We start from the raw sequence: 24,445 nt of genomic DNA on the forward strand, positions 1-24,445 counted from the left end.
CAGGCTCAGAGCACCTTGGCGATGCTCTGGCAGACGTAGTCGATGTTCTTGCTGTTGAGCGCGGCTACGCACATGCGACCGGTGTCGGTGCCATAGACACCGAATTCCTCGCGCAGGCGCACCATCTGGTCGCTGTTGAGGCCCGAATAGCTGAACATGCCGATCTGCTTGGTGATGAAACTCATGTCCTGTTTCACGCCGGCGGCCTTGAGACCGTCGACCAGCTTCTGGCGCATGGCCTTGATGCGCACGCGCATTTCGCCGAGTTCCTTCTCCCACAGCGCGCGCAGCTCCGGATTGCCGAGGACGGCCGCGACTACCGCGCCGCCGTGCGTCGGCGGGTTGCTGTAGTTGGTCCGGATCGCGATCTTGAGCTGGCTGAGCACGCGGCTGGCCTCTTCCTTGCTCTCGCACAGGACCGACAAGGCGCCGACGCGCTCGCCGTAGAGGCTGAAACTCTTCGAGAACGAGGTGGCGACGAAGAAGCTCAGGCCGGCGTCGACGAACTTGCCGACCGCCATGCCGTCTTCCTTGATGCCGTAGCCGAAGCCCTGGTAGGCCATGTCGAGGAAGGCCACCAGCTTCTTTTCCTTGACGGCGGTGACCACCTGGTCCCACTGGGCGGCGGTGATGTCGTAGCCGGTGGGGTTGTGGCAGCACGCATGCAGGACGACGATGGTTCCGGCGGGCGCCGCGTTCAGCGCGGCCAGCATGCCTTCGAAGTCAATGCCGCGCTTGGCGGCGTCGTAGTAGGGATAGGTTTCGACGACGAAGCCGGCTTGGGTGAACAGGGCGCGGTGGTTCTCCCAGCTCGGGTCGCTGATCAGGACCTTGGCGTTGGGGTTGAGATGTTTGAGGAAGTCCGCGCCGACCTTGAGTCCGCCGGTGCCGCCCAGTCCCTGAATGGTGGCGATGCGGCCGGACTTCACCGGCTCGCTGTCGGCGCCGAAAACCAGGCCCTTGACCGCATTGTCGTAGGCCGCGATACCGTCGATCGGCAGGTAGCCGCGGGCGGTAGGCGCCTTCATCATGTCCTCCTCGGCCTTCTGCACGCACGCCAGCAGGGGCAGCTTGCCGTTGTCGTCGTAGTAGACACCGACGCCGAGGTTGACCTTGTTGGGGTTGCTGTCGGCGGCGTATTGCTCATTGAGACCCAGGATCGGGTCGCGCGGTGCCATCTCGACGGCGGTGAACATTGACATGGAAGAATCCTTTGGGGTGATCGGTTCACGTGAACGCCGGACCTGCGTTACGCTGCCCGGTTGGCTTGAATTTTACCGGCCGCGCCACCACCTCCCTGAGTCCACGCTATGCCAGAAACCACCGAAGTCATTCCCGAAAGACACGCCGATGCCGTCGGCGCCGCCAAGGAAGGCGAATTCATCACCTTCCCCGGCTCGCCTTTCGAGCTTTTCCAGCCCTATCCCCCCGCTGGCGACCAGCCGGCGGCGATCGCCGGGCTGGTCGAGGGCGTCCAGGACGGGGAGGTGTTCCAGACACTGCTCGGCGTCACGGGCTCGGGCAAGACCTTCACCATGGCCAACGTGATCGCGCGCCTGGGACGCCCCGCGATCGTGTTCGCGCCCAACAAGACACTGGCGGCGCAGCTCTACAGCGAGTTCCGCGAGTTCTTTCCCAAGAACGCCGTCGAGTACTTCGTCAGCTATTACGACTATTACCAGCCCGAAGCCTACGTGCCGCAGCGGGATCTGTTCATCGAGAAGGACAGCTCGATCAACGAGCACATCGAGCAGATGCGCCTGTCGGCCACCAAGAGTGTGCTGGAGCGGCGCGACACGGTGATCGTGGCAACGGTGAGCGCGATCTACGGCATCGGCACGCCCGAGGATTACACGCAGATGCGTTTCATCATGCGGGTCGGCGACAAGATCGGCCAGCGAGACGTGATCGGCCGCCTGATTCGGATGCAATACACGCGCAACGAGCAGGATTTCGCCCGCGGGAGCTTCCGGGTGCGCGGCGACACGATCGATGTGTTCCCTGCCGAGCACAGCGAGCTCGCAATCCGCATCGAGCTGTTCGATGACGAAATCGAGTCGCTGCAGCTCTTCGACCCGCTCACCGGGCGCATCCGGCAGAAGATTCCCCGCTTCACGGTGTATCCGTCGAGCCATTACGTGACGCCCCGCGACAAGGTGCTGAGCGCGGTCGAAACCATCAAGCTGGAACTCGACGAGCGGCTCAAGCACTTCCTGAAGGAGGGCAAGTTGGTGGAAGCGCAGCGGATCGAGCAGCGGACCCGATTCGACCTCGAGATGCTGGCCGAGATCGGCCACTGCAAGGGCATCGAGAACTACAGCCGCCACTTGTCAGGCGCGGCGCCGGGCGAACCGCCCGCGACGCTGACGGACTATCTGCCGAAGGACGCGCTCATGTTCTTAGACGAGAGCCACCAGATGATCGGCCAGCTAGGCGGCATGTACAACGGCGACCGGGCCCGCAAGACCACCCTGGTCGAGTACGGCTTTCGGCTGCCCTCGGCGCTGGACAACCGGCCATTGAAGTTCGACGAGTTCGAGACCCGCATGCGGCAGTGCATCTTCGTCTCGGCGACGCCGGCACAGTACGAGATCGATCATGCGGGCAACGTGGTCGAGCAACTGGTGCGGCCGACCGGGCTGATCGACCCTGAAGTCGAAGTCCGGCCCGCTACCCACCAGGTGGACGACGTGCTTCAGGAGATCCGCCTGCGCGTCGACAAGAATGAACGCGTGCTGATCACGACCTTGACCAAGCGCATGGCGGAGCAGTTGACCGATTACCTGAGCGACAACGGTGTCAAGGTGCGCTATCTGCACAGCGACATCGACACGGTCGAGCGGGTCGAGATCCTGCGGGATCTGCGCCTGGGATCTTTCGATGTGCTCGTCGGCATCAATCTCTTGCGAGAGGGGCTCGATATACCGGAGGTTTCGCTGGTGGCGATTCTGGATGCCGACAAGGAAGGGTTCCTGCGTGCCGAACGTTCACTGATCCAGACAATCGGACGGGCGGCGCGAAATCTCAACGGTAAGGCAATTCTCTATGCCGACCGCATGACCGAGTCGATGAAGAAAGCCATCGGCGAGACTGAACGGCGTCGGGCAAAGCAGCTCGCCCACAACGAAGCCAATGGCATCACGCCGCGAAGCATCGTCAAGCAGGTACGCGATCTGATCGACGGCGTGTACAGTGAGAAGAGCGGCAAGGAAGCCGCGAAGCGCGAACTCGAGCGCGCCAAGGTCGAGGACATGTCCGAGAAGGATGTCGCTCGCGAGATCAAGCGGCTCGAGAAGCTCATGCTGGAGCACGCCCGCAATCTGGAGTTCGAGAAAGCCGCGCGGGTGCGCGACCAGTTGGCCGAGCTGCGCGAGCAGGCGTTCGGCGCGGCAGGACACGACAACATCACCATTCCGCCCGGTGGGGCGTGAGGGCCCTTGGGCCGGCAAGCGGGTTTACCCGAGCAACCCAAAGGGCTTTCTGTTATAGTTGAGTGAAATACTCAACAACAGAGAAACTTCGCGATGAAGGTCCGAATCCTATCAATTGCCTCACCAGCGGCGCAGGAATCGGGCAGGGCGGAGACGAAGTCACCGCGGCCGCCGGCCATGGTGTCATTTCAACGGTAAGCACTCAAGGAGCTTGCGATGCGTCTCACTACCAAAGGCCGCTTTGCGGTTACAGCCATGATCGACCTGGCGCTGCGCCAGAACACCGGTCCGGTCACGCTGGCCGCAATCAGCCAGCGGCAGCAGATTTCGTTGTCCTACCTCGAACAGCTGTTCGGCAAGCTGCGCCGTCATGAGCTGGTCGAATCGACCCGTGGGCCGGGCGGCGGTTATTCGCTCGGCCGCAAGGCCTCGGAAATCACCGTGGCCGACATCATTGTCTCGGTCGATGAGCCAATCGACGCCACGCAATGCGGCGGCAAGGAAAACTGCCTGGGCGAGGCGGGGCGTTGCATGACCCACGAACTCTGGGCTTCGCTCAATCAGCGGATGGTCGAGTTCCTGGACTCGGTCACCCTGCAGAAGCTGGTCGACGACCAACTCGCCAAGGGCGTGCAGGTCGAAAACAAGCCTGCCGTGAAACGTGCGATTTCTGCGCAGCCGGTGGTGAAGCCAATCAGGGTCAATGCACCCAATTCGGTGTTCGCACTGGGCAATGCCTTCGCCAAGTCCTGATCGGGAAGGGCGGTGTCCGCGGGCGCCGCTCCATCCGTTTTGACATTGTTTTCAACAAGATAAACCCCACGCCAGCCTGAGCCAGCCATGGACGTCACTCCTCATTTCCCGATCTACCTCGACTACGGCGCCACGACGCCCGTCGATCCCCGCGTCGTGGACGCGATGATTCCCTGGTTGCGCGAGCACTTCGGCAATCCGGCATCGCGCAGCCACGCCTGGGGCTGGGAGGCGGAAGAAGCCGTGGAGAAGGCGCGCGGCGAGGTGGCCGACCTGATCGGGGCCGATCCGCGTGAAATCGTCTGGACTTCCGGTGCCACCGAGTCGAACAACCTCGCGCTCAAGGGTGCGGCGCACTTCTACAAGGGCAAGGGCAAGCACCTCATCACGGTCAAGACCGAGCACAAGGCCGTCCTCGACACCATGCGCGAACTGGAGCGCCAGGGTTTCGAGCTGACGTATCTGGATGTCCAGGAAAACGGCCTGCTCGACCTGGAGGCATTCAAGGCCGCAATTCGCCCGGACACGATCCTCGCAAGTGTGATGTTCGTGAACAACGAGATCGGCGTGATCCAGGACGTGGTGGCCCTCGGCAGCATCTGCCGCGAGAAGGGCGTGATCTTCCACGTCGATGCGGCGCAGGCCACCGGGAAGGTCGAAATCGATGTCAAGAACCTGCCCATCGACCTGATGAGCCTGGCTTCGCACAAGACATACGGTCCCAAGGGTATCGGCGCCCTGTACGTGCGCCGCAAGCCGCGCGTGCGGCTCGAAGCCCAGATGCACGGGGGGGGCCATGAGCGCGGCATGCGTTCGGGCACCTTGCCCACGCACCAGATCGTCGGGATGGGCGAGGCCTTCCGCATCGCCAAACTGGAGATGAAGCAAGACATTGCCAAGGCCCACGCCCTGCAGCAGCGTCTTCTCAACGGCTTGAAGGATGTCGAGCAGGTCTTCATCAATGGGGATCTCGAGCACCGTGTGCCGCACAACCTGAACATGAGCTTCAACTACGTCGAAGGCGAGTCGTTGATCATGGGCATCAAGGGTCTGGCCGTGTCCAGCGGTTCCGCCTGTACCTCTGCGAGTCTCGAGCCCAGCTACGTGCTGCGCGCCCTCGGTCGCAGCGACGAACTCGCGCACAGCAGCCTTCGCATGACCATCGGCCGTTTCACGACCGAAGAAGAAATCGACTACGCGATCTCGACCATCAAGCACAACGTCGCCAAGCTCCGCGAGCTGAGCCCGTTGTGGGAGATGTTCAAGGACGGCATCGACATCAGCACGATCCAGTGGTCGGCTCACTAACGATCCAAGAGGTACTCCATGGCTTATTCATCCAAGGTTATTGATCACTACGAAAACCCTCGCAACGTCGGCTCCTTCGAAAAGGGCGACGACTCGGTGGGAACCGGCATGGTCGGCGCACCGGCGTGCGGCGATGTCATGAAGCTGCAGATCAAGGTCAACCCGGAAACCGGTGTGATCGAGGACGCGCGCTTCAAGACCTACGGCTGCGGCTCGGCCATTGCTTCTTCCTCGCTGGTGACCGAATGGGTCAAGGGCAAGACGCTCGACGAAGCCGCTGCGCTGAAGAACTCGCAGATCGCCGAGGAATTGGCATTGCCGCCCGTCAAGATCCATTGTTCGATCTTGGCGGAAGACGCGATCAAGGCTGCGGTCAGCGACTACAAGGCCAAGCACGCCATCGCCACCGCTGCGCCGGCAGCCGTTCACTGACATGGCTGTGACCCTGACCGAAGCGGCTGCTCGCCACGTCACCCGTTACCTCGGCAAGCGAGGCAAGGGCGTGGGTGTGCGGCTGGGCGTCAAGACCACGGGGTGCTCGGGCCTTGCCTACAAGCTCGAGTACGTGGACGAACTCGCGCCCGAAGACATCGTTTTCGAGGATCACGGCGTCAAGGTGCTGGTCGATCCGAAGAGTCTGGCCTATATCGACGGCACCGAACTCGACTTCGTGCGCGAGGGCCTCAATGAAGGCTTCAAGTTCAACAACCCGCACGAACGAGACCGCTGCGGATGCGGTGAAAGCTTTCGTATCTGAGCATTCCGGCCTCGTGTCCCGAGCCGCCACCATGTCATGTGCTGGCGGCTTTTTATCGCCATGAACCTGAACGACACCGATTTCGAACTGTTCGCAGTGCCTGCCAAGTTTGCACAGGACCGCGCCGCCCTCGACGCCCGATGGAAGGAGCTGCAGCGTGAAGCCCACCCGGACCGCTTCGCGGCCCAGGGCGCCGCGGCGCAGCGCGTGGCCATGCAGTGGTCGGTGCGCATCAACGAGGCGTACCAGCGGCTCAAGGACCCGATCAAGCGCGCGACATACCTCTGCCAGCTCAACGGCGCGCCGGTGAACGCTGAAACCAACACAGCGATGCCACCCGATTTCCTGGTGCAGCAGATGGAGTGGCGCGAGGAACTCGACGACGCCCGCGATGCCGCGGCCATCGACAAGCTCCGAGCCGAAGTCGAGGCAGGCCGCGCGCGTGCGCTGTCCACCCTCGACTGGCTCATCGACGAGAAGGGTGACTTCGCCGGCGCCGCGCGCCAGGTAAGAGCCCTCATGTTCATAGAGCGCTTTGCCGACGACGTCGAAGCCAAGTCCGATCAGTGGGGACAATAGGCCATGGCATTGCTTCAGATTTCAGAACCCGGCCAAGCGCCCGACCCCCATCAACGTCGCATCGCGGTAGGCATCGACCTCGGGACCACCCATTCGCTGGTGGCTGCCGTGCGCAATGGCGTGGCCGAATGCCTGCCCGATGACCAGGGCCGCGTGTTGCTTCCTTCAGCTGTGCGCTACCTTGAAAAGGATCGTCGCCAGATCGGTTTCGACGCCCTGGCCGCGCGCGCCACAGACCCTTCCAACGTCATCACTTCGGTCAAGCGCCTGATGGGACGCGGCGTCCAGGACATCGCCAATCGCGATGCGATGGCCTACAGGCTGGCCGGCGACGGCGACGGCGACGGCGGCATGGCCAAGGTGCAAACCGTGGCGGGCGAGAAGTCGCCTGTCGAGGTGAGTGCGGAGATTCTCGCGACCTTGCGCTTTCGGGCCGAGGACACCTTCGACAACGAACTCTACGGTGCCGTGATCACGGTGCCGGCGTACTTCGACGAGGGCCAGCGCCAAGCCACCAAGGATGCAGCCCAGCTCGCCGGCATCAACGTGCTGCGCCTCATCAGCGAGCCGACCGCGGCTGCGATCGCCTACGGCCTGGACAATGCCAGCGAGGGCCTGTACGCGGTGTATGACCTCGGCGGCGGAACCTTCGACATTTCGATTCTGCGGCTGACGCAGGGCGTGTTCGAAGTCATCGCTACTGGTGGCGATTCGGCACTTGGCGGCGATGACTACGACCATGCGCTTGCGGAGCTTGTGTTGCGGCAAACCGGACTCGAGGCCCGAAGCGATAACGACAGGTCCGCATTGCTGATTGCGGCACGGGCGGCCAAGGAGGCGCTGTCCGAAGCGGAGTCGACCACTGTCGCCGCGGAATTCGCCGGCACCGCCGTGCGCTGCGAACTTGAGCGCACGCAGTTCGAAAGCGCGACGGCCAGCCTCACCGCGCGCACCATCGCCGCGGTTCGCAAGGCGCTTCGTGACGCAAGGCTCTCGGCGGATGAGCTGCAAGGCATCGTGCTTGTGGGGGGCGCCACGCGCATGCCGCAGATCCGCCGTGCCGTGGCGGCGTTCTTCGGCCGGGACGCGCTGACCAATCTGAACCCCGACGAAGTCGTCGCCCTGGGCGCCGCGATCCAGGCCAATCAGCTCGCCGGCAACGGCGGCGCGGATGACCTGCTGCTGCTGGACGTGATCCCTCTTTCGCTCGGTCTCGAGACCATGGGCGGGCTGGTGGAGCGCATCGTGCCGCGGAACCAGACCATTCCGACAGCCATGGCGCAGGACTTCACGACCTACCAGGATGGTCAGACAGCCCTGGCGCTGCATGTGGTGCAGGGCGAGCGAGACCTCGTGGCCGATTGCCGCAGCCTCGCTCGCTTCGAGCTGCGCGGCATTCCGCCGATGGCCGCCGGCGCCGCGCGAATTCGCGTCACGTTCACCGTCGATGCCGATGGCCTTCTCAGCGTGAGCGCCAAGGAGCAGGGCAGCGGCGTCGAGGCGCATGTCGCCGTCAAACCGTCCTACGGCCTGTCCGACGACCAGATCGCGACCATGCTGCAGGAGAGCTTTTCCACCGCCCAGCAGGACATGCGCGCGCGTGCCGTCGTCGAAGCGCGCGTGGATGCCGATCGCATGTTGCTGGCGACCCAGAGCGCGCTCGACGCGGATGGCGATCTGCTGTCCGCCGAAGAGCGCGGCGCGATCGACGCGCTGATGCAGGCCCTGCGCGTCGCGCGTTCCGCCGACGACGCCGCGGTCATCGAAGCCGCGACCAAGGCGCTCGCGGAAGGTACCGAGGCCTTCGCCGCCGAGCGGATGAACGTGGGCATCGCGCGTGCGCTGGCTGGCCGCCAGATCGAATCCCTATAAAGCCCTTCATGCCCACGATCAAGATCCTTCCCCATCCCGAATATTGCCCGCACGGCGCCGAGATCACTGCGCCTGCCGGCACGTCGATCTGCGAGGCGATGCTCGACAATCACATCAACATCGAGCATGCGTGCGAGATGAGCTGCGCCTGCACCACCTGCCATGTGGTGGTGCGCAAGGGATTCGAATCGCTCAACGAGGCAGAGGAGGGCGAGGAAGACCTGCTCGACCGCGCCTGGGGTCTGGAGCCTCAGTCGCGGCTGAGCTGCCAGGCGATCCTGGCGCAGAGCGATGTGACCGTAGAGATTCCCAAGTACTCGATCAACCACGCCAAAGAGAACCACTGATGTCCAGACTGATCGTGCTCGACACCGAGACCACCGGGCTGTCCGCCGAGAACGGCGACCGCATCATCGAGCTGGGTTGCGTCGAGCTGTTCAATCGCAAGCTCACCGGCAACGACCTGCACATCTACTTCAATCCGGAGCGCGAGAGCCACGAGGACGCGCTCAAGGTGCACGGGCTGACGACCGACTTCCTGCGCGACAAGCCCAAGTTCGCGACCCTGGCGAACGACGTCATCGACTACCTGCGTGATGCCGAGCTGATCATCCACAACGCGGCCTTCGACGTCGGCTTTCTCAACAAGGAGTTGGAGCTCGCCGGGCTGCCTCCACTGCGCAGCTTCGTGCGCGAAGTCACCGACACGCTCGCGATGGCCAAGCTGGTCTATCCCGGCAAGCGCAACTCGCTCGACGCCTTGTGCGACCGCTTCGGTGTCGACCGTTCGAACCGGACCTTCCACGGTGCCAAGCTCGATGCCCAGCTGCTGGCGGACGTCTACATCAACCTGACGCGCGGACAGGATGCGCTGTTGATCGAAGACGCTTCGAACGAGCCATCTTTGGGTGCCGTGGTCGCGGTCGATCTGAGCCGCTTCGAGCTGCCCGTACTGGTCGCGGCGGAACATGAACTCGCCGCGCATGAGGCCTTGCTCGTCCAGCTCGACAAGGCCAGCAACGGTCGAACGCTTTTTCGCCAGAACGGCCCAAACGCTGTGGCATAATCGCAGGCTTCGCGCCACGCGGCACGAAACATCCATCTGGTGCACTGTCAGGCAACTGCCTGAACTGTGCGTCAAGGGCGGTTAGCTCAGGGGTAGAGCACAGCATTCACACTGCTGGGGTCGGAGGTTCGAAACCTCCACCGCCCACCAAATTCCTTCCCATTCGTTGTTCTCGGACGAGTGTCGGTCTGCGCCGACGCCGGATCCGTCCGCGCGCCGGTGGTGCTTTGCCGTCAAGTCTTGTACAACGATGCGCTAAGGAGAATCGTCATGGCCACCAGTCCTGATCTTCCATCGCCCATCACAGCCGACCCGCCGGATGTCCCCGAGCTTCCGGTCGAGCCGGACAAGGGGCCAGCCATACCGCCGGGCAATCCGGCCGATCCAGAGAACCCGTTTCCTGCGGCGCCGAAGTGATTTCAGGACCTGGTCGTCAGTCCCGCTAAGCTTGAGGGATGGATGAATTTGATTGCGCCGTGATCGGCGCCGGTGTCGTGGGTCTGGCTGTCGCGCGAGCGCTTGCGCTGCGAGGCCGCGAAGTCATTGTTCTGGAGGCTGAGGGCGCGATTGGCACCGGCACGAGTTCGCGCAACAGCGAGGTCATTCACGCCGGCATCTACTACCCACGTGGCTCGCTCAAGGCGCAGTTGTGCGTGGAGGGCAAGGCGCTGCTCTACGAGTATGCCGCTCAGCACGGCGTGCCTCATCGCCGCTGCGGCAAGCTCATCGTTGCCACCTCGGAGAGCCAGGTCGGGGAACTGGAGGCCATCGCCGCCAAGGCGCGAGCCAACGGCGTCGACGACATGGTTCTGCTCACCCAGGCTCAGGCACGTTCGATGGAGCCGCTGCTGGAGTGCCTGGCCGCTCTGCACTCCCCCAGCACCGGCATCGTGGACAGCCATGCACTGATGCTGGCCCTTCAGGGTGATCTCGAGAACGCGGGCGGTGTAGTGGCGGTGAAGTCGGGCGTGTCGCGCGCCGAGTGCACGAGGGACGGCATCGTGCTGACAGCGCAGGACGGCACGGTCTTGCGCTGCAACAGCGTGGTGAATGCCGCGGGGCTATCGGCTCCGGCGCTGGCCCGGCGGTTCGAAGGGCTGCGCGCCGACACCGTCCCGACAGCCCATTTCGCCAAGGGGAACTACTTCACGCTGGCCGGACGAGCACCTTTCAGCCGCCTGATCTACCCCGTGCCCGAGGCCGCGGGACTCGGCGTGCATCTCACGCTGGACCTGGGTGGCCAAGCCAAGTTCGGCCCCGATGTCCAATGGGTTGCATCGCCGGACGACCTGGTGGTCGACCCGGCGCGCGGCGATGGCTTTTACGCCGAGGTGCGCAAGTACTGGCCGGATCTGCCGGATGGGGCGCTGATCCCGGGCTATGCGGGCATCCGCCCCAAGATATCCGGGCCGGGCCAGGCCGCAGCCGACTTCATGATCCAGGGGCCGGCGGACCATGGCGTGCCCGGTCTCGTCAACCTGTTCGGCATCGAGTCGCCCGGGCTCACCAGCAGCCTGGCCATCGCTCGCCGTGTGGCCGGAATTCTGTCCTAGACCCTCGCGGCCATGTACGATGGAACGGCACGCCGCCTGATGGCGTGGAGTCACCGGCACGGTGCCGGTGGAAATGCGGAGAAACACTCTTCAATGACTGCAACTACAAACCTCGAGGCGGCCGCCAACGCCGTCGCTGAAGACATCGCCAGTGACGTCCGCGGCGTGCTCGCAAGCAAGGAACTCGATTCGGTTCCCCATATCAAGGCCATGCGACAGCGCATCGACAGCAAACTGGCGATCGCGCGTGAACTTGCGGCGGAGAAGAGTCGGGTCGCCGCCAGGAAGGCGCGCGAAGCAGCCGACGCGGCCAACGCATACGCACATGACGAGCCCTGGCAGATTGCCGGGGCGGCATTGGCCGTGGGCGTCCTGGTGGGTCTGCTGCTTGGTCGCCGCTAGGCCCGGTACCTGCGGCCTGTGTGGGGGCGGAGGATGAAGCTCTGGTCCCTGTTCGGACTGGATGTGTATCTGCGGCGACTGCGCATCCTGGCCGGTGAAGGCGCGCTGGCGGCGGAGGACCGCGTCCAACTCGTACGCCTGGCGTGGGAGGAAGAAAAACAGCGCCTGCGCATGGTGCTCGCTCTCGTCATCGCGGTGATCGGCCTCACGACCGTTGCCGTGGCCTTGGTGTCGATGGCGGTCGTCGTGCATTTCTGGGACACGCCGCACCGTATCGCGGCCGCATGGTCGATGGCGGCCGTGTGGACCGTGCTCTGGCTGGCGGCGGTGATCGCCCTGATCGCGACGATGCGCAAGGCATCGCAAGCCTTCGAGCCCGCGCGTCGCGAGTTTGCGCGCGATTGGGAGTGGGCGCGGGGGCAGTTCGGCGTCGGCCAGCATGCCGATGCAGCGCCGCGCGAGCGCCGACCGGTGACGCGCGAAGAGTTGCTGGCGCGTATCGAGCGTCAGCGGCTGCGCATCGCAACGCTTCAGGCGGCGACCTCGGCAAAGCCCGGCCGCCGCCAGGGCGGTGGCGAGGCGCCGCCCGCCGACGAATCCATGAGCGAGGCTGCGCTGCGCATCGCGCGCGAGCATCCCGTCGCCACCGGCGTGGCCGCCGCGGCTGTCCTGGCGGCGCTCGGTCCGCGCCGTCTGCTGCGTTGGGCAGCGGTGGTCGGTCCGATCCTCTGGCGGATGCGCTGAACCCGAATCCTCAGGCGCTGTCCTCGCGCAGCGCCTGAGCGACCTCGCGCACCAGTCCCGGGCCGCGATAGATCAGGCCGGTGTAGATCTGCACAACATCGGCTCCGGCAGCGATCTTGGCCTTGGCGTCGGCCGCGCTCATCACGCCTCCCACGCCGATGATGGGAAAGCCGCGGCCCAGCGCCGATCGCAACTGCCTGACTACCTTGTTGCTCGCCTCCCTCACCGGCGCTCCCGAGAGCCCCCCGGCTTCGGTGGCGTGCGGAAGGCCGGCGACCGCGTCGCGGGCGAGCGTGGTGTTGGTCGCGACGACGCCATCCATGCCATGCCGCCGAAGCGTCGCCGCGATCACCTTGACCTGTGCTTCGTCCAGGTCGGGGGCGATCTTGACGAACAACGGCACTCGCTTGCCGTGCCGCGCGGCCAACGCCTCGCGCTTGTCGGCCACGGCGCCGAGCAGGGCATCGAGTGCCTCATCGCTCTGGAGCGAGCGCAGATTGGCGGTGTTGGGGCTCGAGATGTTGATCGTGACGTAGTCTGCATGCGCGTATACGCCGTCCAGGCAGACCAGATAGTCGTCCACCGCGCGCTCGATCGGCGTGGCGGCGTTCTTGCCGATGTTGAGGCCGAGCAGCATCGGCGTCTTCGAGCTGTTTCGGCGGAAGCGGGCGCGCTTCACGTTCGCCACGAAAGCGTCGAGCCCATCGTTGTTGAAGCCCAGGCGGTTGATCAGCGCGTCGCGCTGCGGCAGCCGGAACATGCGCGGCTTCGGATTGCCCGGCTGGGCCTTCGGCGTGACGGTGCCGACCTCGACGAAACCGAAGCCCATGGCGGCAAACGCATCGATGCAGCGGGCGTTCTTGTCCAGGCCCGCCGCCAGGCCGACCCGGTTCGGGAAGGCGAGGCCTGCCAGCGTAACGGGGTCGTCCACGCGTGGCGCCGCGTAGGCGCATGCAAGGGGCGTGTTCTGGGTACGCGCGAGCCCGTCCAGGGTGATTTCGTGGGCATGCTCGGGGTCGAAGCCGAAAAGAAAGGGGCGGGCAAGCCCGTAGAGCGAAGATGGCAGCAGCAGGGGCATTGGATAATTCTCGACTTCAATCAGCCAAGGATTCTCCCCGATGACTTCCCCCGCTCCCGCCCTGACCCAGGATGAACTCAAGGCGCAGGTGGGCCGCGCCGCGCTCGAATATGTCATGAAGGGCGAGATCGTCGGTGTCGGCACCGGCTCCACGGTCAACAAGTTCATCGACGCGCTCGCGACGATCAAGGAGGACATCCGTGGGGCAGTGTCCAGCTCGCTCGCCTCGACGGAGCGCTTGCGCGCATTGGGCATTCCGGTGTTCGACAGCAACGAGGTCGACGAGCTCTCGGTGTATATCGACGGCGCCGACGAGATCGACGGCCGCGGCTACATGATCAAGGGCGGGGGCGCAGCGCTCACGCGCGAGAAGATCGTTGCCGCCCAGTCCAGGACCTTTGTTTGCATCGCGGATGCCTCCAAGCTGGTCAACACGCTCGGCGCCTATCCGCTGCCGGTCGAGGTGATTCCAATGGCGGCGCGGCGCGTGATACGGCAGTTCGCCCGGCTAGGCGGGCTGGCGCAGGTTCGCGAGCAGGACGGGTTGCCGCTGGTCACGGACAACGGACAGCACATCATTGATGTCACCGGCCTCAGGATCACCGATCCGCTCGGCTTCGAAACCGAAGTCAACCAGTGGCCCGGCGTGATCACCGTCGGTGTCTTTGCCTACCAGCGAGCGAACATCTGCCTGCTGGGCACGCCCTCCGGTGTGGAAACCCGCAGCTTCGACTGAGCCGCGCGGCAGCCTCAGAACTTGATGCCTGCGGGGTTGTTCGGCGTCGGCTCGTTCGATGCCGCAGGCAGTGGAGGCGGGGCAGCCGGGGTGGGGACGGCGGTCGCGGGTTGCACGGCCGGCTGCTGGGCAACCAATGGTCGGGGCGGCGGGTTCCGATAGCTCGCCGGCAATTGGGCGCTCTTGGGATAACCCGCCGCGTCCAGGTATTGGGACCACTCCGAATCCGAGAAGCCCTTCAACTGCTGCGAGCCGATGGTCAGCACCGGCAGCGAGTTCTGGTTGCTCAGGCGCTGCAATGCTTCGATGTCCGCGTTGGTCTTGACGGTCCGCTCGTCGAAGGGCACGCCGCGCGTGGTCAGCAGAGAACGTCCAGCATTGCAGGGGCCGCATTCCTCGCTGGTGTAGAGGGTGACGGGATAGCGCTGCGCCACCTGCCGCACTTCATACGGCAGGCCCGCATCCGCGGCGGAGGAGACACCGCTCCGCGGCGCGGCGCCCGATGCACCTGCCGCAGGCGGCTGGTCGGAGAAAGTGACCTTGCCGTTCTTGTCGACGTTGCGGTAGACAGGTTGCGCGAGCACGGCGCTCGCGACGAGCAGCAAGGCGAGGCCTGAGAGACCCATGTTCAGCTTCATCGATGACTACTCCATGATCGGATGGCCGGAGTATCTCAGGCCGCGAGGCCCTTGCGCGATCAGATCGGCTGAGCTTGCGTCATTCCCTGGTGGCGCAGCAGGGCGTCGAGCTGGGGCTCGCGGCCGCGGAACGCCTTGAACGAATCCATCGCACTGCGGCTTCCGCCAGCTTCCAGGATGGCCTCCCGGTACTTGCGGCCGGTTTCGATGCTCGGTGCTCCATTGGCGCCGGCCGTTTCCTCGAAGGCGGCATAGGCGTCCGCGCTCAGCACCTCGGCCCACTTGTAGCTGTAATAGCCCGCCGCATAACCGCCCGAGAAGATGTGGCTGAAGGTGTTAGGTGTACGGCTGAAGGGGGGCGAAGGCATCACTGCGATTTCGGCACGCACCTTGTCGAGCAAGGCCATCACATCGCCCGGTCGGGCGGTCGCGGCGTCGTACTCGGTGTGCAGCAGCATGTCGAACAGCGAGAACTCGATCTGGCGCAGGGTCTGCAGCCCGCTCTGGAAGTTCTTGGCCGCGGTCATCTTGTCGAACAGGGGGCGGGGCAGGGGCTCGCCGGTATCGACATGCGAGGTCATGTGCGACAGGACGTCCCATTCCCAGCAGAAGTTTTCCATGAACTGGCTCGGCAGCTCGACCGCGTCCCATTCGACGCCGCTGATACCCGAGACATCGCGCTCGTTCACCTGCGTGAGCATGTGGTGCAGCCCGTGGCCGAATTCGTGGAACAGTGTCGTCACGTCGTCGTGCGTGAGCAGCGGCGGCTTGCCGTCGACGCCTTCGGCGAAGTTGCAGACCAATTGGGCGACGGGTGTCTGCAGCGCGCCGGTGTCGGGTCTCAGCCAGCGTGCGCGCACGTCGTCCATCCAGGCGCCGCCGCGCTTGGCGGCACGGGCGGAGGGGTCGAGGTAGAACTGCCCGACCTTCTGGCCGGCACGCTCGATGCGATAGAACTCCACGCTCGGGTGCCATACAGGCGCGCTGTCGCGCCGGATCGAAACCTCGAACAGCGTCTCGACGATCTTGAACAGGCCTGCCATCACCTTCGGCGCCGTGAAGTACTGCTTGACCTCCTGCTCGCTGAACGCGTAGCGCGCCTCCTTGAGCTTTTCGCCGATGTAGCTCCAGTCCCAGGGCTGCGGATCGAGGATGCCGAGCTGCTCGGCGGCGAAGGCCCGCAGGTCTGCGAGGTCGCGTTCGCCGTAGGGCCTGGCCTTGGTGCCCAGATCGCGCAGGAACTTGATGACCTGTGCGGCGGATTCGGCCATCTTGGGCACGATGGAGAGTTCGCCGAAGTTGGGGTAGCTCAGGAGTTTCGCTTCTTCCTGGCGCAAGGCGAGGATTTCGCGGATCAGCTCGGTGTTGTCGAAGGCCGGGTCGCCGAACTCGCTGGCGCGCGTGACATAGGCGCGGTAGAGCGTCTCGCGCAGGGCGCTGCTCCTGGCGAACTGCATGACCGGCAAGTAGGAAGGCATTTTCAGGGTGAGCTTGTAGTCATCCTTGCCTTCCGCTTCGGCTGCTGCGCGCGCGGCGCTGATCACGTCTTCGGGCAGGCCCTCGAGTTCGCCGAGCTTCGCGTAGTACGCGAACGCGTCGGTCGCGTCGAGGGCGTTCTCGCTGAACTTCTGGCTCAGCTCGGCCTGGCGTTCCTGGATTTCGGCGAAGCGCGTCTTGGCCGCGCCTTGCAGTTCCGCTCCGCCCAGCACGAAGTTGCGCACCGCGTTGCGATGAGCCTGCCGCTGCTCGGGGTTGAGCTTGGCGGGGTCGATGGCCTTGTACTTTGCATAGAGGCGCTCGTCGGAGCCCAGGCGCGTCCAGAAGGCCGTGACGCGAGGCATGGCCTCGTTGTAGGCCGCGCGCAGCTCGGTCGTGTCGGCGACGGCGTTGAGGTGACCAACAGCTCCCCAGGCGCGGCTGAAACGCTCGGATGCGACGTCCAGCACCTTGGAAATGGCAGTCCAGTCGGCCGGGAATTCGGGCGTTGTCACCGTCTGCAGCGCCTTCTCGGCATCGGCCAGCAGGACGTCGACGGCCGGCGCGACGTGCTCGGGTTTGATCTGGTCGAACAGCGGGAGGTCGGTGAAGTCGAGGAGCGGATTGGTCATGGGATCTATCTTGCGGTCGTTGCGTGCGGATTCAATACAGGATGAGCCGCTCAGCCCTTTGCGGCCTGGCGTTCGGCGGACTCGACGGTGTTGACCATCAGCATCGTCACGGTCATCGGCCCCACGCCGCCGGGCACCGGCGTGATGTAGCCGGCCACCTCGCGCACCCCGGCGAAGTCGACATCGCCCGCGAGCTTGTTCTGTTCGTTGCGGTTCATGCCGACGTCGATCACCACCGCGCCGGGCTTCACCATGTCGGCGGTCAGCGTGTTGCGCCGGCCCACGGCGACAACCACGACGTCGGCCTGACGCGTGTGGTAGCCGATGTCGGGCGTTGCGCTATGGCATATGGTGACGGTCGCATTGGCTTGCAGCAGAAGCAGGGCCATGGGCTTGCCGACCGTGTTGCTGCGACCGATGACGACGGCATGCTTGCCCTTGAGCGCGACGCCCGTGCTTTCGATCAGCTTCATGCAGCCGTAGGGCGTGCAGGGTCGGAATCCCGGCAGACCGGCCATCAGTTCGCCGGCCGACAGCACCGAATAGCCGTCGACGTCCTTGGAAGTCGCGATGGCTTCGATCACCTTGTGCGGATCGATGTGCTTGGGCAAGGGCATCTGGACCAGGATGCCGTGAATGGCGGGGTCGGCGTTCAGCGCCGCGATGCGGGCGAGAAGTGCCGCTTCGGTGAGTTCGGCCGGATAGCGCTCCAGCACCGAGCGCAAGCCGCGTTCCTGGCAGGCCTGGACCTTCTTGCCGACATAGACCTCGCTGGCGGGATCGTTGCCGACCAGGATGACGGCCAGGCCGGGCGTGATGCCGCGCGCTGTGAGCGCGGCGGCGCGTGTTGCAACGTCCGCCAGGAGCTGGCGGGAGAGCGCGTTGCCGTCGATCAATTGAGCTGTCATCGCTTTTGATTTTCCAAGTAAAAACGCCCGCTTGCGCAGGCGTGGAGACTGAACGTCGCTATGGGAGAGATAGCGGCTAGGCCTTGACCGGAGCCGCCTGCCCCAGGGCGATCTTGAGGAGGTCGGCCACCGTGTTGGCGTTGAGCTTTTCCATGATGTTGGCGCGGTGCGCTTCCACCGTCTTGATGCTGATGCCCAGGTCGTCGGCGATCTGCTTGTTGAGTCGCCCGGCGACGATGCGTTCGAGCACCTGTGCCTCGCGACCCGTGAGCTTGGACAGCAGGGCGTCGCGGCTGGCCGATTGCTGGTGCTGGGCAAACGCACCGCGCGCATGTTCGAGCATGCGTTCGACCAGCGTCACGAGCGCCTCGTCGTTGAAGGGCTTCTGGATGAAGTCCATCGCACCCTTCTTCATGCTGTCGACTGCCATCGGCACGTCGCCATGGCCGGTGATGACGACGATCGGCAGCGGCGACCGGCGCTCGATCAGGCGATCCTGCAACTCGATGCCGGACATGCCGCCCATGCGGATGTCGACAATCAGGCATGCAACCTCGCGCGGGTCATAGCGTGAGAGGAACGATTCGGCCGAATCGAAGCAGCGGACCCGGTAGTCCTTGCCCTCGAGCAGCCATTGCAACGAATCACGAACCGCCTCGTCGTCATCGACAACATAGACCGTGCCCTTCTTGGGAATCAAACTCATGCAGGTACCTTCGCCTCGTTGCTTGCTATGGAATCGATAGCGTCCAACACCGGAATCCAGAAGGAAAAACGGCATCCGACCACGTCCGGGCCATTGTAGATGTTCTCCGCCTGCATCCGGCCCCTGTGGGACTCGACGATGGTGCGGCAAAGATTGAGCCCGATGCCCATGCCCTCGGGCTTGGTCGAAAAGAAGGCCTCGTAGAGCCGGTCCATCACTTCCGGCGCGAGGCCCATGCCGGTGTCCTGGACCGAGAACTCGACCGCGTTCTGGCCGTCGATGACCTTCGGCAGCACGCGCAGTTCCACGCTGCGGCGTGCCAGCGGGCGGTCGGCCAGGTCGATCGATTCGGCGGCATTCTTCAACAGGTTGACCATGACCTGCTCGATCAGGATCGGGTCCACCCTCACGATCGGAAGGCGAGCCGCCACGTAGTGATTGAGCCGCACGTTGCGGCGCCGCAGCTCGATGCCGGCGAGTTCGACCGCTTCGCTCACCATGGTCGCGACCTCGGCCGGTGTGCGGTTCGGCTCGCTGCGCTTCACGAAGGAGCGGATGCGCTGGATGATCTGGCCCGCCCGCTGTGCCTGCTTGGAGGTCTTGTCGAGCGCCGCGAGCAGGGCATCGGAGTCGATCTGCTGTCCTCGAATGCGCGACATCATGCCGTTGCAGTAGTTGGTGATCGCGGTCAGCGGCTGGTTGAGTTCGTGCGCGACGCTGGACGCCATCTCTCCCATCGTGATGAGACGGCTGGCGGCCTGTGCCCGATCGGCCTGCGCCGCGGAGAGGTCTTCGGCATCGCGTCGCGGCGTGATGTCGGTCGCGATCACCAACTGCGCGAGCCGGCCATCGACCCAGGTCAGGTAACGCGAACGCACTTCCAGCCATTTGCCGAGTTCCGGCACGAAGATCTCGTTGTTGGCCGGCTGTGCGGTCGTCAGCTGATCGATCGGCAGGCCCGCGAAGGGGTCGACGTCGTCGAGTGCCTCATCGCGCGCATGCGAGGCCGGCACGCCGGCTTGGGCCACCATGCCGAGGTGGCCCACCGTGTTGGACCCGAACCAGAGCCGGTAGAGCTTGTTGGCGAACAGCAGTTCCTCGCTGCCGAGCGGCGCCACCGACACCGAGGCGTCCAGCGCCTCCAGGACGGTGGTGAAGCGCTCGTAGGAGGCGGACAGCTGTTCGCGGATGCGCGTGGGCTCAGTGATGTCGGTCATCGAGGTCATCCAGCCGGTCTGGTGTCCGCGCGCATCGATCAGTGGCGAGACGTACAGCCGGGCATTGAACACGCTGCCGTTCTTGCGCTTCACGCGCACCTGGAAGCCCCCGGGCAGTGCGCGGCCGTGCAGCTCTTCCTCGAGCCGCTCATTCATGACTTCACGATCGGATTCCAGCCAGTAGGGGAACGGCGGTGTCTGGCCGACCAGCTCCTCTTCGTCCCAGCCCGTCATGGCGCAGAAGGCGGCATTGACATAGGTGATGCGGCCCTCGAGGTCGAGCACGCGCATGCCGGTGAGCATGGAGTTCTCCATCGCCCGCCGGAAATTCGTCTCGGCCACCAGTGCCTGCTGCGCCTGGAGCCGTCGCCGCGTATGGCGCCAGGTGCCAATCAGCATCCAGCTCGTCAGGACGCTGAGCGCGCCCACCAGCCAGAAGAGCCCGTTGCCCACGACGCCTTGTGAGGTGCGGTAGGCCTGCGCTCGCAACACCAGCGCGTTGCCGACCGGCGAGACCGGCACTTCGTACTCATTGGTGCGCACTGTCCAGGGCAGGAGGCGCGTGCCCGAGCCGCGCGGACTGGCCACCGTGTTGCCCGCGATCAAGCCGCCCTTGGCGTCGAGCAGCGACACCGCATAGCGCGCCGAGACCTCCGAGGGCATGCCGTAGCGCAGCAAGCCGTCGATCGAGAACTCGCCCAGCACCTCACCGGCGAACAGGCCCTGATCGAAGAACGGAATGTGCAGCTGCAGCATGGCCGGAGGGTCGCCGCCGGCCAGAGGCTGCGAAAAGACCGGCTGGCGCAGTTCGCGCGCCAGCGCGTAGTTGCTTTCGATGTCGCCCGGCCGCAGCACTTCGCCGACGGCATGCTGGAGCGCCGGGTGCACGCTCGGTGCGGCGTAGCCGGCCTTGAAGCGGCGCCGGTCGTCGATCCAGCTGATGGCCTGCAGTTCGGGAAACTGGCTGACCAGGGACTCCGATCGGCTGGTGAACTCGGTGGCGTCGATCTCGCGGTTGGAGGCATCGCGCGCCAGGCGCATGAGCTGCTCCTGCCGCTCAAGGAGGCGCAGGCGCACGCGCTGCTGGGCGTACTCCACGTCGCGCCTGACCGATTCCTGCACGCGCTCCATCTCTTCCGCGCGGAGATACCAGAAGGCCGAGACGATGGCCGCCAGGAACAGCAGCACCGCCGCCAGCGGCGCGAGCATCGCCACGGCATCTTGCAGCACCGGCGTCTGCCGGCGCCACCAGCGACGCCACCAGGACAGCGGCGACGCGTTGACGGCGCTGCGCGCAACCGCGATCGGAGAGGAAAAGGGCATGCGGCGAGTTTAGGTGAAGGCCCCCTTCCACAGGGACCGCGCGGGCCGCCGTGAGTCTTGCCGTCATTGTTATTTCACATTAAGAAAACGCTACGCGCCATTTGAAATGTCTATATTTCTGTGAGAAACTCCCGCGCGTTGCCGAATACGGCACTAAATTACGGCCACAACCCTCTAGAAGGAGACAAGCATGTCGGCAAATCCGAAGAGCCTGTTCGGCTCCGCAGCCAACGACCAGGACGCGCAGGAAACCCGTGAATGGATGGACGCCCTGTCCGCCGTCATCGAGAGCGAAGGTCCCGAGCGCGCCCATTTTCTTCTTGAGCAGTTGCTCGAGCATGCGCGCCAGCACAGCATCGACAAGCCGTTCTCGGCCAACACCGCCTACGTGAACACGATCGAGACCGACCAGGAAGAGCGTTGCCCCGGCAATCTCGAGGTCGAAGAGCGTCTGCGCGCCTATATGCGCTGGAACGCGATGGCCATGGTGGTCAAGGCGAACCGCCACCACCCGGCAGAGGGCGGCGACCTCGGCGGACACATCGGCTCCTTCGCCTCGCTGGCCAACATGTTCGGCGCCGGCTTCAACCACTTCTGGCATGCCGAGAGCGAAGGCCACGGCGGCGATTGCCTCTACATCCAGGGCCACGTGTCCCCCGGCATCTACGCCCGCGCCTATCTCGAGGGCCGCCTGAGCGAAGAGCAGCTCCTCAACTTCCGCCAGGAAGTCGACGGCAAGGGCCTGTCGAGCTATCCGCACCCGAAGCTGATGCCCCAGTTCTGGCAATTCCCGACCGTCTCCATGGGCCTGGGCCCGCTGATGGCGATCTACCAGGCGCGCTTCCTCAAGTACCTGCACGCACGCGGCATTGCCAACACCGAGAACCGCAAGGTCTGGGTCTTCTGCGGCGACGGCGAGATGGATGAGGTCGAATCGCTGGGCGCCATCGGCTTGGCCGCTCGCGAGAACCTGGACAACCTGATCTTCGTCATCAACTGCAACCTGCAGCGCCTGGACGGTCCGGTGCGCGGCAACGGCAAGATCATCCAGGAGCTGGAGTCCGAATTCCGCGGCGCCGGATGGAACGTGATCAAGCTGATCTGGGGCAGCAACTGGGACCCTCTCCTGGCGCGCGACAAGGACGGCGCCCTGCGCAAGATCATGATGGAGACGAACGACGGCGACTACCAGTCCTTCAAGGCCAACGACGGTGCCTACGTCCGAAAGCATTTCTTCGGCCGCGATCCGCGCACGCTGGAGATGGTCGCGAAGATGAGCGACGACGACATCTGGAACCTGCGCCGTGGCGGCCATGATTCGCAGAAGGTCTATGCGGCCTTCCACGCGGCCGTGAAGCACGAGGGCCAGCCGACCGTGCTGCTGGTCAAGACGGTCAAGGGCTTCGGCATGGGCAAGATCGGTGAGGGCAAGAACAACGTCCACCAGACGAAGAAGCTCAGCGACGAGGACATCAAGGTTTTCCGCGACCGTTTCAACATCCCGATCCCCGACAGCCAGATCGCCGAGCTGCCCTTCTACAAGCCGGCGGACGACACGCCCGAGATGAAGTACCTCCACGAGCGCCGCAAGGCCTTGGGCGGCTATCTGCCACACCGCCGCACGAAGGCCGATGAGAGCTTCACGGTGCCCGCGCTGGAGACCTTCAAGGCCGTGCTCGAGCCCACCGCCGAGGGCCGCGAGATCTCCACCACGCAAGCCTACGTGCGCTTCCTGACGCAGTTGCTGCGTGACCAGGCCCTGGGCCCGCGCATCGTGCCGATCCTGGTGGACGAAGCGCGCACCTTCGGGATGGAAGGCCTGTTCCGGCAGATTGGCATCTACAACCCCGCGGGCCAGCAGTACACACCGGTCGACAAGGACCAGGTCATGTACTACAAGGAAGACAAGGCCGGTCAGATCCTGCAGGAAGGCATCAACGAGGCGGGCGGCATGTCGAGCTGGATCGCGGCGGCGACCTCCTACAGCACCAACAACCGGATCATGGTGCCGTTCTACGTGTACTACTCGATGTTCGGTTTCCAGCGTATCGGCGACCTGGCCTGGGCAGCGGGCGACATGCAGGCGCGCGGCTTCCTGCTCGGCGGCACCTCGGGCCGCACGACGCTGAACGGCGAGGGCTTGCAGCACGAGGATGGCCATAGCCACATCCTCGCCAACACCATCCCGAACTGCGTCAGCTACGACCCGACCTTCTCCCACGAAGTCGGCGTCATCCTGCACCATGGCCTGAAGCGGATGGTGGAGAAACAGGACAACGTCTATTACTACCTGACCCTGCTCAACGAGAACTACCCCATGCCCGGCCTCCAGCCCGGCACCGAGGAACAGATCATCAAGGGCATGTACCTGTGCAAGCCGGGCCCCGCGCTCAAGGCCAAGGCCCCCGCGGTGCAACTGCTCGGCAGCGGCACCATCCTGCGCGAAAGCATCGCCGCCCAGGAACTGCTCGAGAAGGACTGGGGGGTGAGCGCCTCCGTCTGGAGCTGCCCGAGCTTCAACGAGCTGACGCGTGACGGCCAGGAGGCCGATCGCTGGAACCTGCTGCATCCGACGGATGAGGCGCGCGTGCCCTTCGTCACGCAGCAGCTCTCGGCCAGCACCGGCCCCGTTGTCGCCTCCACCGACTACATGAAGGCCTACGCCGAGCAGATCCGACCGTTCATCCCCAAGGGCCGCACCTACAGGGTACTGGGCACCGACGGCTTCGGCCGCAGCGATTTCCGCAACAAGCTGCGCGAGCACTTCGAGATCAACCGCCACTTCATCGTGGTGGCGGCGCTCAAGGCGCTGTCCGACGACGGCGCCGTTCCGGTGCAGAAGGTCGCTGACGCGATCAAGAAATACGGCATCAACGCCGAGAAGATCAACCCGCTCTACGCATAAACAAGACAAACCAACTTCGCCTCTAGGGCGGGAGAGACGATATGGCAACAGTGGAGATCAAAGTGCCGGACATCGGCGATTTCGATGAAGTCGCGGTGATCGAGGTGCTGGTGAAAGTGGGCGACACGGTCAAGGCCGAACAATCGCTGATCACGGTCGAATCGGACAAGGCCTCGATGGAGATTCCGTCGAGCCATGCCGGCGTCGTGAAGGAACTCAAGGTCGGGGTGGGCAGCAAGGTCAAGGAAGGCTCGGTCGTGCTGGTGCTCGAAGGCGAGGGCGCGACGGCTGCTGCACCCGCGGCCGCGCCGGCAGCCGCGCCGGCAGCCGCGGCGGCGCCCGCGCCGGCCGCGGCAAGCCC

Annotated in this window: 23 protein-coding genes and 1 tRNA gene; 17 read left to right on the forward strand and 7 right to left on the reverse strand. The window is 64.8% G+C overall.

Translation table 11 applies throughout. The features are described 5' to 3' along the window. Positions 1-5: 5 nt before the first annotated feature. On the reverse strand, positions 6-1,202 hold the full coding sequence (locus tag AC1DNF_RS01475; RefSeq protein ID WP_478146747.1) for an amino acid aminotransferase: 1,197 nt from the start codon (positions 1,200-1,202) through the stop codon (positions 6-8). Between the two features lie 108 nt (positions 1,203-1,310). On the opposite strand from AC1DNF_RS01475, the gene uvrB reads away from it, so the two are divergent. The 14 genes from uvrB to AC1DNF_RS01545 all read left to right on the forward strand — a co-directional run bounded on the left by uvrB (position 1,311) and on the right by AC1DNF_RS01545 (position 12,465). Then, positions 1,311-3,431 (forward strand): excinuclease ABC subunit UvrB, encoded by a 2,121-nt coding sequence (gene uvrB / locus AC1DNF_RS01480; RefSeq protein WP_478146748.1) that lies wholly within the window; start codon positions 1,311-1,313, stop codon positions 3,429-3,431. A 216-nt stretch (positions 3,432-3,647) separates the two neighbouring features. Further along, complete coding sequence (iscR, locus tag AC1DNF_RS01485) at positions 3,648-4,184, forward strand: Fe-S cluster assembly transcriptional regulator IscR (RefSeq protein ID WP_478146749.1); 537 nt, start codon at positions 3,648-3,650, stop codon at positions 4,182-4,184. A gap of 87 nt (positions 4,185-4,271) precedes the next feature. Further along, positions 4,272-5,492 (forward strand): IscS subfamily cysteine desulfurase, encoded by a 1,221-nt coding sequence (locus AC1DNF_RS01490; protein ID WP_478146750.1) that lies wholly within the window; start codon positions 4,272-4,274, stop codon positions 5,490-5,492. An 18-nt stretch (positions 5,493-5,510) separates the two neighbouring features. Beyond that, positions 5,511-5,924, forward strand: coding sequence for a Fe-S cluster assembly scaffold IscU (gene iscU, locus AC1DNF_RS01495; RefSeq protein WP_478146751.1), 414 nt, complete (start codon positions 5,511-5,513; stop codon positions 5,922-5,924). A gap of 1 nt (position 5,925) precedes the next feature. Then, positions 5,926-6,249 (forward strand): iron-sulfur cluster assembly protein IscA, encoded by a 324-nt coding sequence (gene iscA, locus AC1DNF_RS01500; protein WP_478146752.1) that lies wholly within the window; start codon positions 5,926-5,928, stop codon positions 6,247-6,249. Between the two features lie 60 nt (positions 6,250-6,309). Beyond that, complete coding sequence (gene hscB / locus AC1DNF_RS01505) at positions 6,310-6,828, forward strand: Fe-S protein assembly co-chaperone HscB (protein WP_478146753.1); 519 nt, start codon at positions 6,310-6,312, stop codon at positions 6,826-6,828. A 3-nt stretch (positions 6,829-6,831) separates the two neighbouring features. Next, entirely contained in the window at positions 6,832-8,700 is a 1,869-nt protein-coding gene (gene hscA, locus AC1DNF_RS01510) for a Fe-S protein assembly chaperone HscA (RefSeq protein ID WP_478146754.1), read from the forward strand. A gap of 8 nt (positions 8,701-8,708) precedes the next feature. Then, positions 8,709-9,047 carry an ISC system 2Fe-2S type ferredoxin gene (gene fdx, locus AC1DNF_RS01515; RefSeq protein WP_478146755.1) on the forward strand — a complete coding sequence of 113 codons (339 nt, stop codon included), beginning with the start codon at positions 8,709-8,711 and terminating at the stop codon, positions 9,045-9,047. Beyond that, on the forward strand, positions 9,047-9,766 hold the full coding sequence (dnaQ, locus tag AC1DNF_RS01520) for a DNA polymerase III subunit epsilon (protein WP_478146756.1): 720 nt from the start codon (positions 9,047-9,049) through the stop codon (positions 9,764-9,766). The genes fdx and dnaQ overlap by 1 nt, the downstream gene beginning before the upstream one ends. 75 nt (positions 9,767-9,841) lie before the next feature. Continuing rightward, positions 9,842-9,916, forward strand: a tRNA-Val gene (locus tag AC1DNF_RS01525). Between the two features lie 120 nt (positions 9,917-10,036). Then, the gene (locus tag AC1DNF_RS01530) at positions 10,037-10,183 is read left to right on the forward strand and encodes a stereocilin (RefSeq protein WP_478146757.1); all 147 of its coding nucleotides are present in this window, start codon (positions 10,037-10,039) and stop codon (positions 10,181-10,183) included. A gap of 38 nt (positions 10,184-10,221) precedes the next feature. Then, the gene (locus AC1DNF_RS01535) at positions 10,222-11,319 is read left to right on the forward strand and encodes an NAD(P)/FAD-dependent oxidoreductase (RefSeq protein WP_478146758.1); all 1,098 of its coding nucleotides are present in this window, start codon (positions 10,222-10,224) and stop codon (positions 11,317-11,319) included. Positions 11,320-11,412: 93 nt separating this feature from the next. Then, a complete protein-coding gene (locus AC1DNF_RS01540; RefSeq protein ID WP_478146781.1) occupies positions 11,413-11,721 on the forward strand; it encodes a glycine zipper domain-containing protein in 309 nt (102 codons plus the stop codon). Positions 11,722-11,754: 33 nt separating this feature from the next. Then, positions 11,755-12,465 (forward strand): phage holin family protein, encoded by a 711-nt coding sequence (locus AC1DNF_RS01545; protein WP_478146759.1) that lies wholly within the window; start codon positions 11,755-11,757, stop codon positions 12,463-12,465. A gap of 10 nt (positions 12,466-12,475) precedes the next feature. Here AC1DNF_RS01545 and AC1DNF_RS01550 read toward each other — a convergent pair whose 3' ends face one another. Continuing rightward, a complete protein-coding gene (locus tag AC1DNF_RS01550) occupies positions 12,476-13,543 on the reverse strand; it encodes a quinone-dependent dihydroorotate dehydrogenase (protein ID WP_478146760.1) in 1,068 nt (355 codons plus the stop codon). Between the two features lie 40 nt (positions 13,544-13,583). On the opposite strand from AC1DNF_RS01550, the gene rpiA reads away from it, so the two are divergent. Then, positions 13,584-14,279, forward strand: a complete 696-nt coding sequence (gene rpiA / locus AC1DNF_RS01555) for a ribose-5-phosphate isomerase RpiA (protein ID WP_478146761.1) — start codon at positions 13,584-13,586, stop codon at positions 14,277-14,279. 14 nt (positions 14,280-14,293) lie between these two features. Here the strand turns inward: rpiA and AC1DNF_RS01560 are convergent, their stop codons facing one another. The 5 genes from AC1DNF_RS01560 to AC1DNF_RS01580 form a co-directional block, all read right to left on the reverse strand. After that, positions 14,294-14,917: a glutaredoxin family protein gene (locus tag AC1DNF_RS01560; protein WP_478146762.1), complete on the reverse strand. Its 624-nt coding sequence runs from the start codon at positions 14,915-14,917 to the stop codon at positions 14,294-14,296. Between the two features lie 59 nt (positions 14,918-14,976). Then, positions 14,977-17,025 (reverse strand): M3 family metallopeptidase, encoded by a 2,049-nt coding sequence (locus tag AC1DNF_RS01565; protein ID WP_478146763.1) that lies wholly within the window; start codon positions 17,023-17,025, stop codon positions 14,977-14,979. Positions 17,026-17,075: 50 nt separating this feature from the next. Further along, a complete protein-coding gene (locus tag AC1DNF_RS01570; RefSeq protein ID WP_478146764.1) occupies positions 17,076-17,933 on the reverse strand; it encodes a bifunctional methylenetetrahydrofolate dehydrogenase/methenyltetrahydrofolate cyclohydrolase in 858 nt (285 codons plus the stop codon). Positions 17,934-18,009: 76 nt separating this feature from the next. Further along, entirely contained in the window at positions 18,010-18,639 is a 630-nt protein-coding gene (locus AC1DNF_RS01575) for a response regulator transcription factor (protein WP_478146765.1), read from the reverse strand. After that, a complete protein-coding gene (locus tag AC1DNF_RS01580; protein WP_478146766.1) occupies positions 18,636-21,179 on the reverse strand; it encodes a PAS domain-containing sensor histidine kinase in 2,544 nt (847 codons plus the stop codon). The genes AC1DNF_RS01575 and AC1DNF_RS01580 overlap by 4 nt, the downstream gene beginning before the upstream one ends. Before the next feature lie 190 nt (positions 21,180-21,369). Here AC1DNF_RS01580 and aceE point away from each other — a divergent pair, with 190 nt between their 5' ends. Continuing rightward, positions 21,370-24,084, forward strand: a complete 2,715-nt coding sequence (gene aceE / locus AC1DNF_RS01585) for a pyruvate dehydrogenase (acetyl-transferring), homodimeric type (protein WP_478146767.1) — start codon at positions 21,370-21,372, stop codon at positions 24,082-24,084. A gap of 41 nt (positions 24,085-24,125) precedes the next feature. Further along, positions 24,126-24,445, forward strand: a 320-nt coding sequence (locus tag AC1DNF_RS01590; RefSeq protein WP_478146768.1) for a biotin/lipoyl-containing protein, incomplete at its 3' end; no start/stop codon positions are given.

This window comes from Variovorax sp. 01T432, assembly GCF_056398605.1.

What these genes read in the sequence shown, in the direction of transcription:
- AC1DNF_RS01540 (WP_478146781.1), top strand. Translation starts at nt 11,413, where the DNA reads ATGACTGCAACTACAAACCTCGAGGCGGCCGCCAACGCCGTCGCTGAA.
- AC1DNF_RS01475 (WP_478146747.1), bottom strand. Translation starts at nt 1,202, where the DNA reads ATGTCAATGTTCACCGCCGTCGAGATGGCACCGCGCGACCCGATCCTG.
- hscB (WP_478146753.1), top strand. Translation starts at nt 6,310, where the DNA reads ATGAACCTGAACGACACCGATTTCGAACTGTTCGCAGTGCCTGCCAAG.
- AC1DNF_RS01560 (WP_478146762.1), bottom strand. Translation starts at nt 14,917, where the DNA reads ATGAAGCTGAACATGGGTCTCTCAGGCCTCGCCTTGCTGCTCGTCGCG.
- uvrB (WP_478146748.1), top strand. Translation starts at nt 1,311, where the DNA reads ATGCCAGAAACCACCGAAGTCATTCCCGAAAGACACGCCGATGCCGTC.
- iscR (WP_478146749.1), top strand. Translation starts at nt 3,648, where the DNA reads ATGCGTCTCACTACCAAAGGCCGCTTTGCGGTTACAGCCATGATCGAC.
- AC1DNF_RS01565 (WP_478146763.1), bottom strand. Translation starts at nt 17,025, where the DNA reads ATGACCAATCCGCTCCTCGACTTCACCGACCTCCCGCTGTTCGACCAG.
- AC1DNF_RS01545 (WP_478146759.1), top strand. Translation starts at nt 11,755, where the DNA reads ATGAAGCTCTGGTCCCTGTTCGGACTGGATGTGTATCTGCGGCGACTG.
- AC1DNF_RS01530 (WP_478146757.1), top strand. Translation starts at nt 10,037, where the DNA reads ATGGCCACCAGTCCTGATCTTCCATCGCCCATCACAGCCGACCCGCCG.
- hscA (WP_478146754.1), top strand. Translation starts at nt 6,832, where the DNA reads ATGGCATTGCTTCAGATTTCAGAACCCGGCCAAGCGCCCGACCCCCAT.
- iscA (WP_478146752.1), top strand. Translation starts at nt 5,926, where the DNA reads ATGGCTGTGACCCTGACCGAAGCGGCTGCTCGCCACGTCACCCGTTAC.
- rpiA (WP_478146761.1), top strand. Translation starts at nt 13,584, where the DNA reads ATGACTTCCCCCGCTCCCGCCCTGACCCAGGATGAACTCAAGGCGCAG.
- AC1DNF_RS01575 (WP_478146765.1), bottom strand. Translation starts at nt 18,639, where the DNA reads ATGAGTTTGATTCCCAAGAAGGGCACGGTCTATGTTGTCGATGACGAC.
- AC1DNF_RS01535 (WP_478146758.1), top strand. Translation starts at nt 10,222, where the DNA reads ATGGATGAATTTGATTGCGCCGTGATCGGCGCCGGTGTCGTGGGTCTG.
- aceE (WP_478146767.1), top strand. Translation starts at nt 21,370, where the DNA reads ATGTCGGCAAATCCGAAGAGCCTGTTCGGCTCCGCAGCCAACGACCAG.
- fdx (WP_478146755.1), top strand. Translation starts at nt 8,709, where the DNA reads ATGCCCACGATCAAGATCCTTCCCCATCCCGAATATTGCCCGCACGGC.
- AC1DNF_RS01570 (WP_478146764.1), bottom strand. Translation starts at nt 17,933, where the DNA reads ATGACAGCTCAATTGATCGACGGCAACGCGCTCTCCCGCCAGCTCCTG.
- AC1DNF_RS01580 (WP_478146766.1), bottom strand. Translation starts at nt 21,179, where the DNA reads ATGCCCTTTTCCTCTCCGATCGCGGTTGCGCGCAGCGCCGTCAACGCG.
- iscU (WP_478146751.1), top strand. Translation starts at nt 5,511, where the DNA reads ATGGCTTATTCATCCAAGGTTATTGATCACTACGAAAACCCTCGCAAC.
- dnaQ (WP_478146756.1), top strand. Translation starts at nt 9,047, where the DNA reads ATGTCCAGACTGATCGTGCTCGACACCGAGACCACCGGGCTGTCCGCC.
- AC1DNF_RS01490 (WP_478146750.1), top strand. Translation starts at nt 4,272, where the DNA reads ATGGACGTCACTCCTCATTTCCCGATCTACCTCGACTACGGCGCCACG.
- AC1DNF_RS01550 (WP_478146760.1), bottom strand. Translation starts at nt 13,543, where the DNA reads ATGCCCCTGCTGCTGCCATCTTCGCTCTACGGGCTTGCCCGCCCCTTT.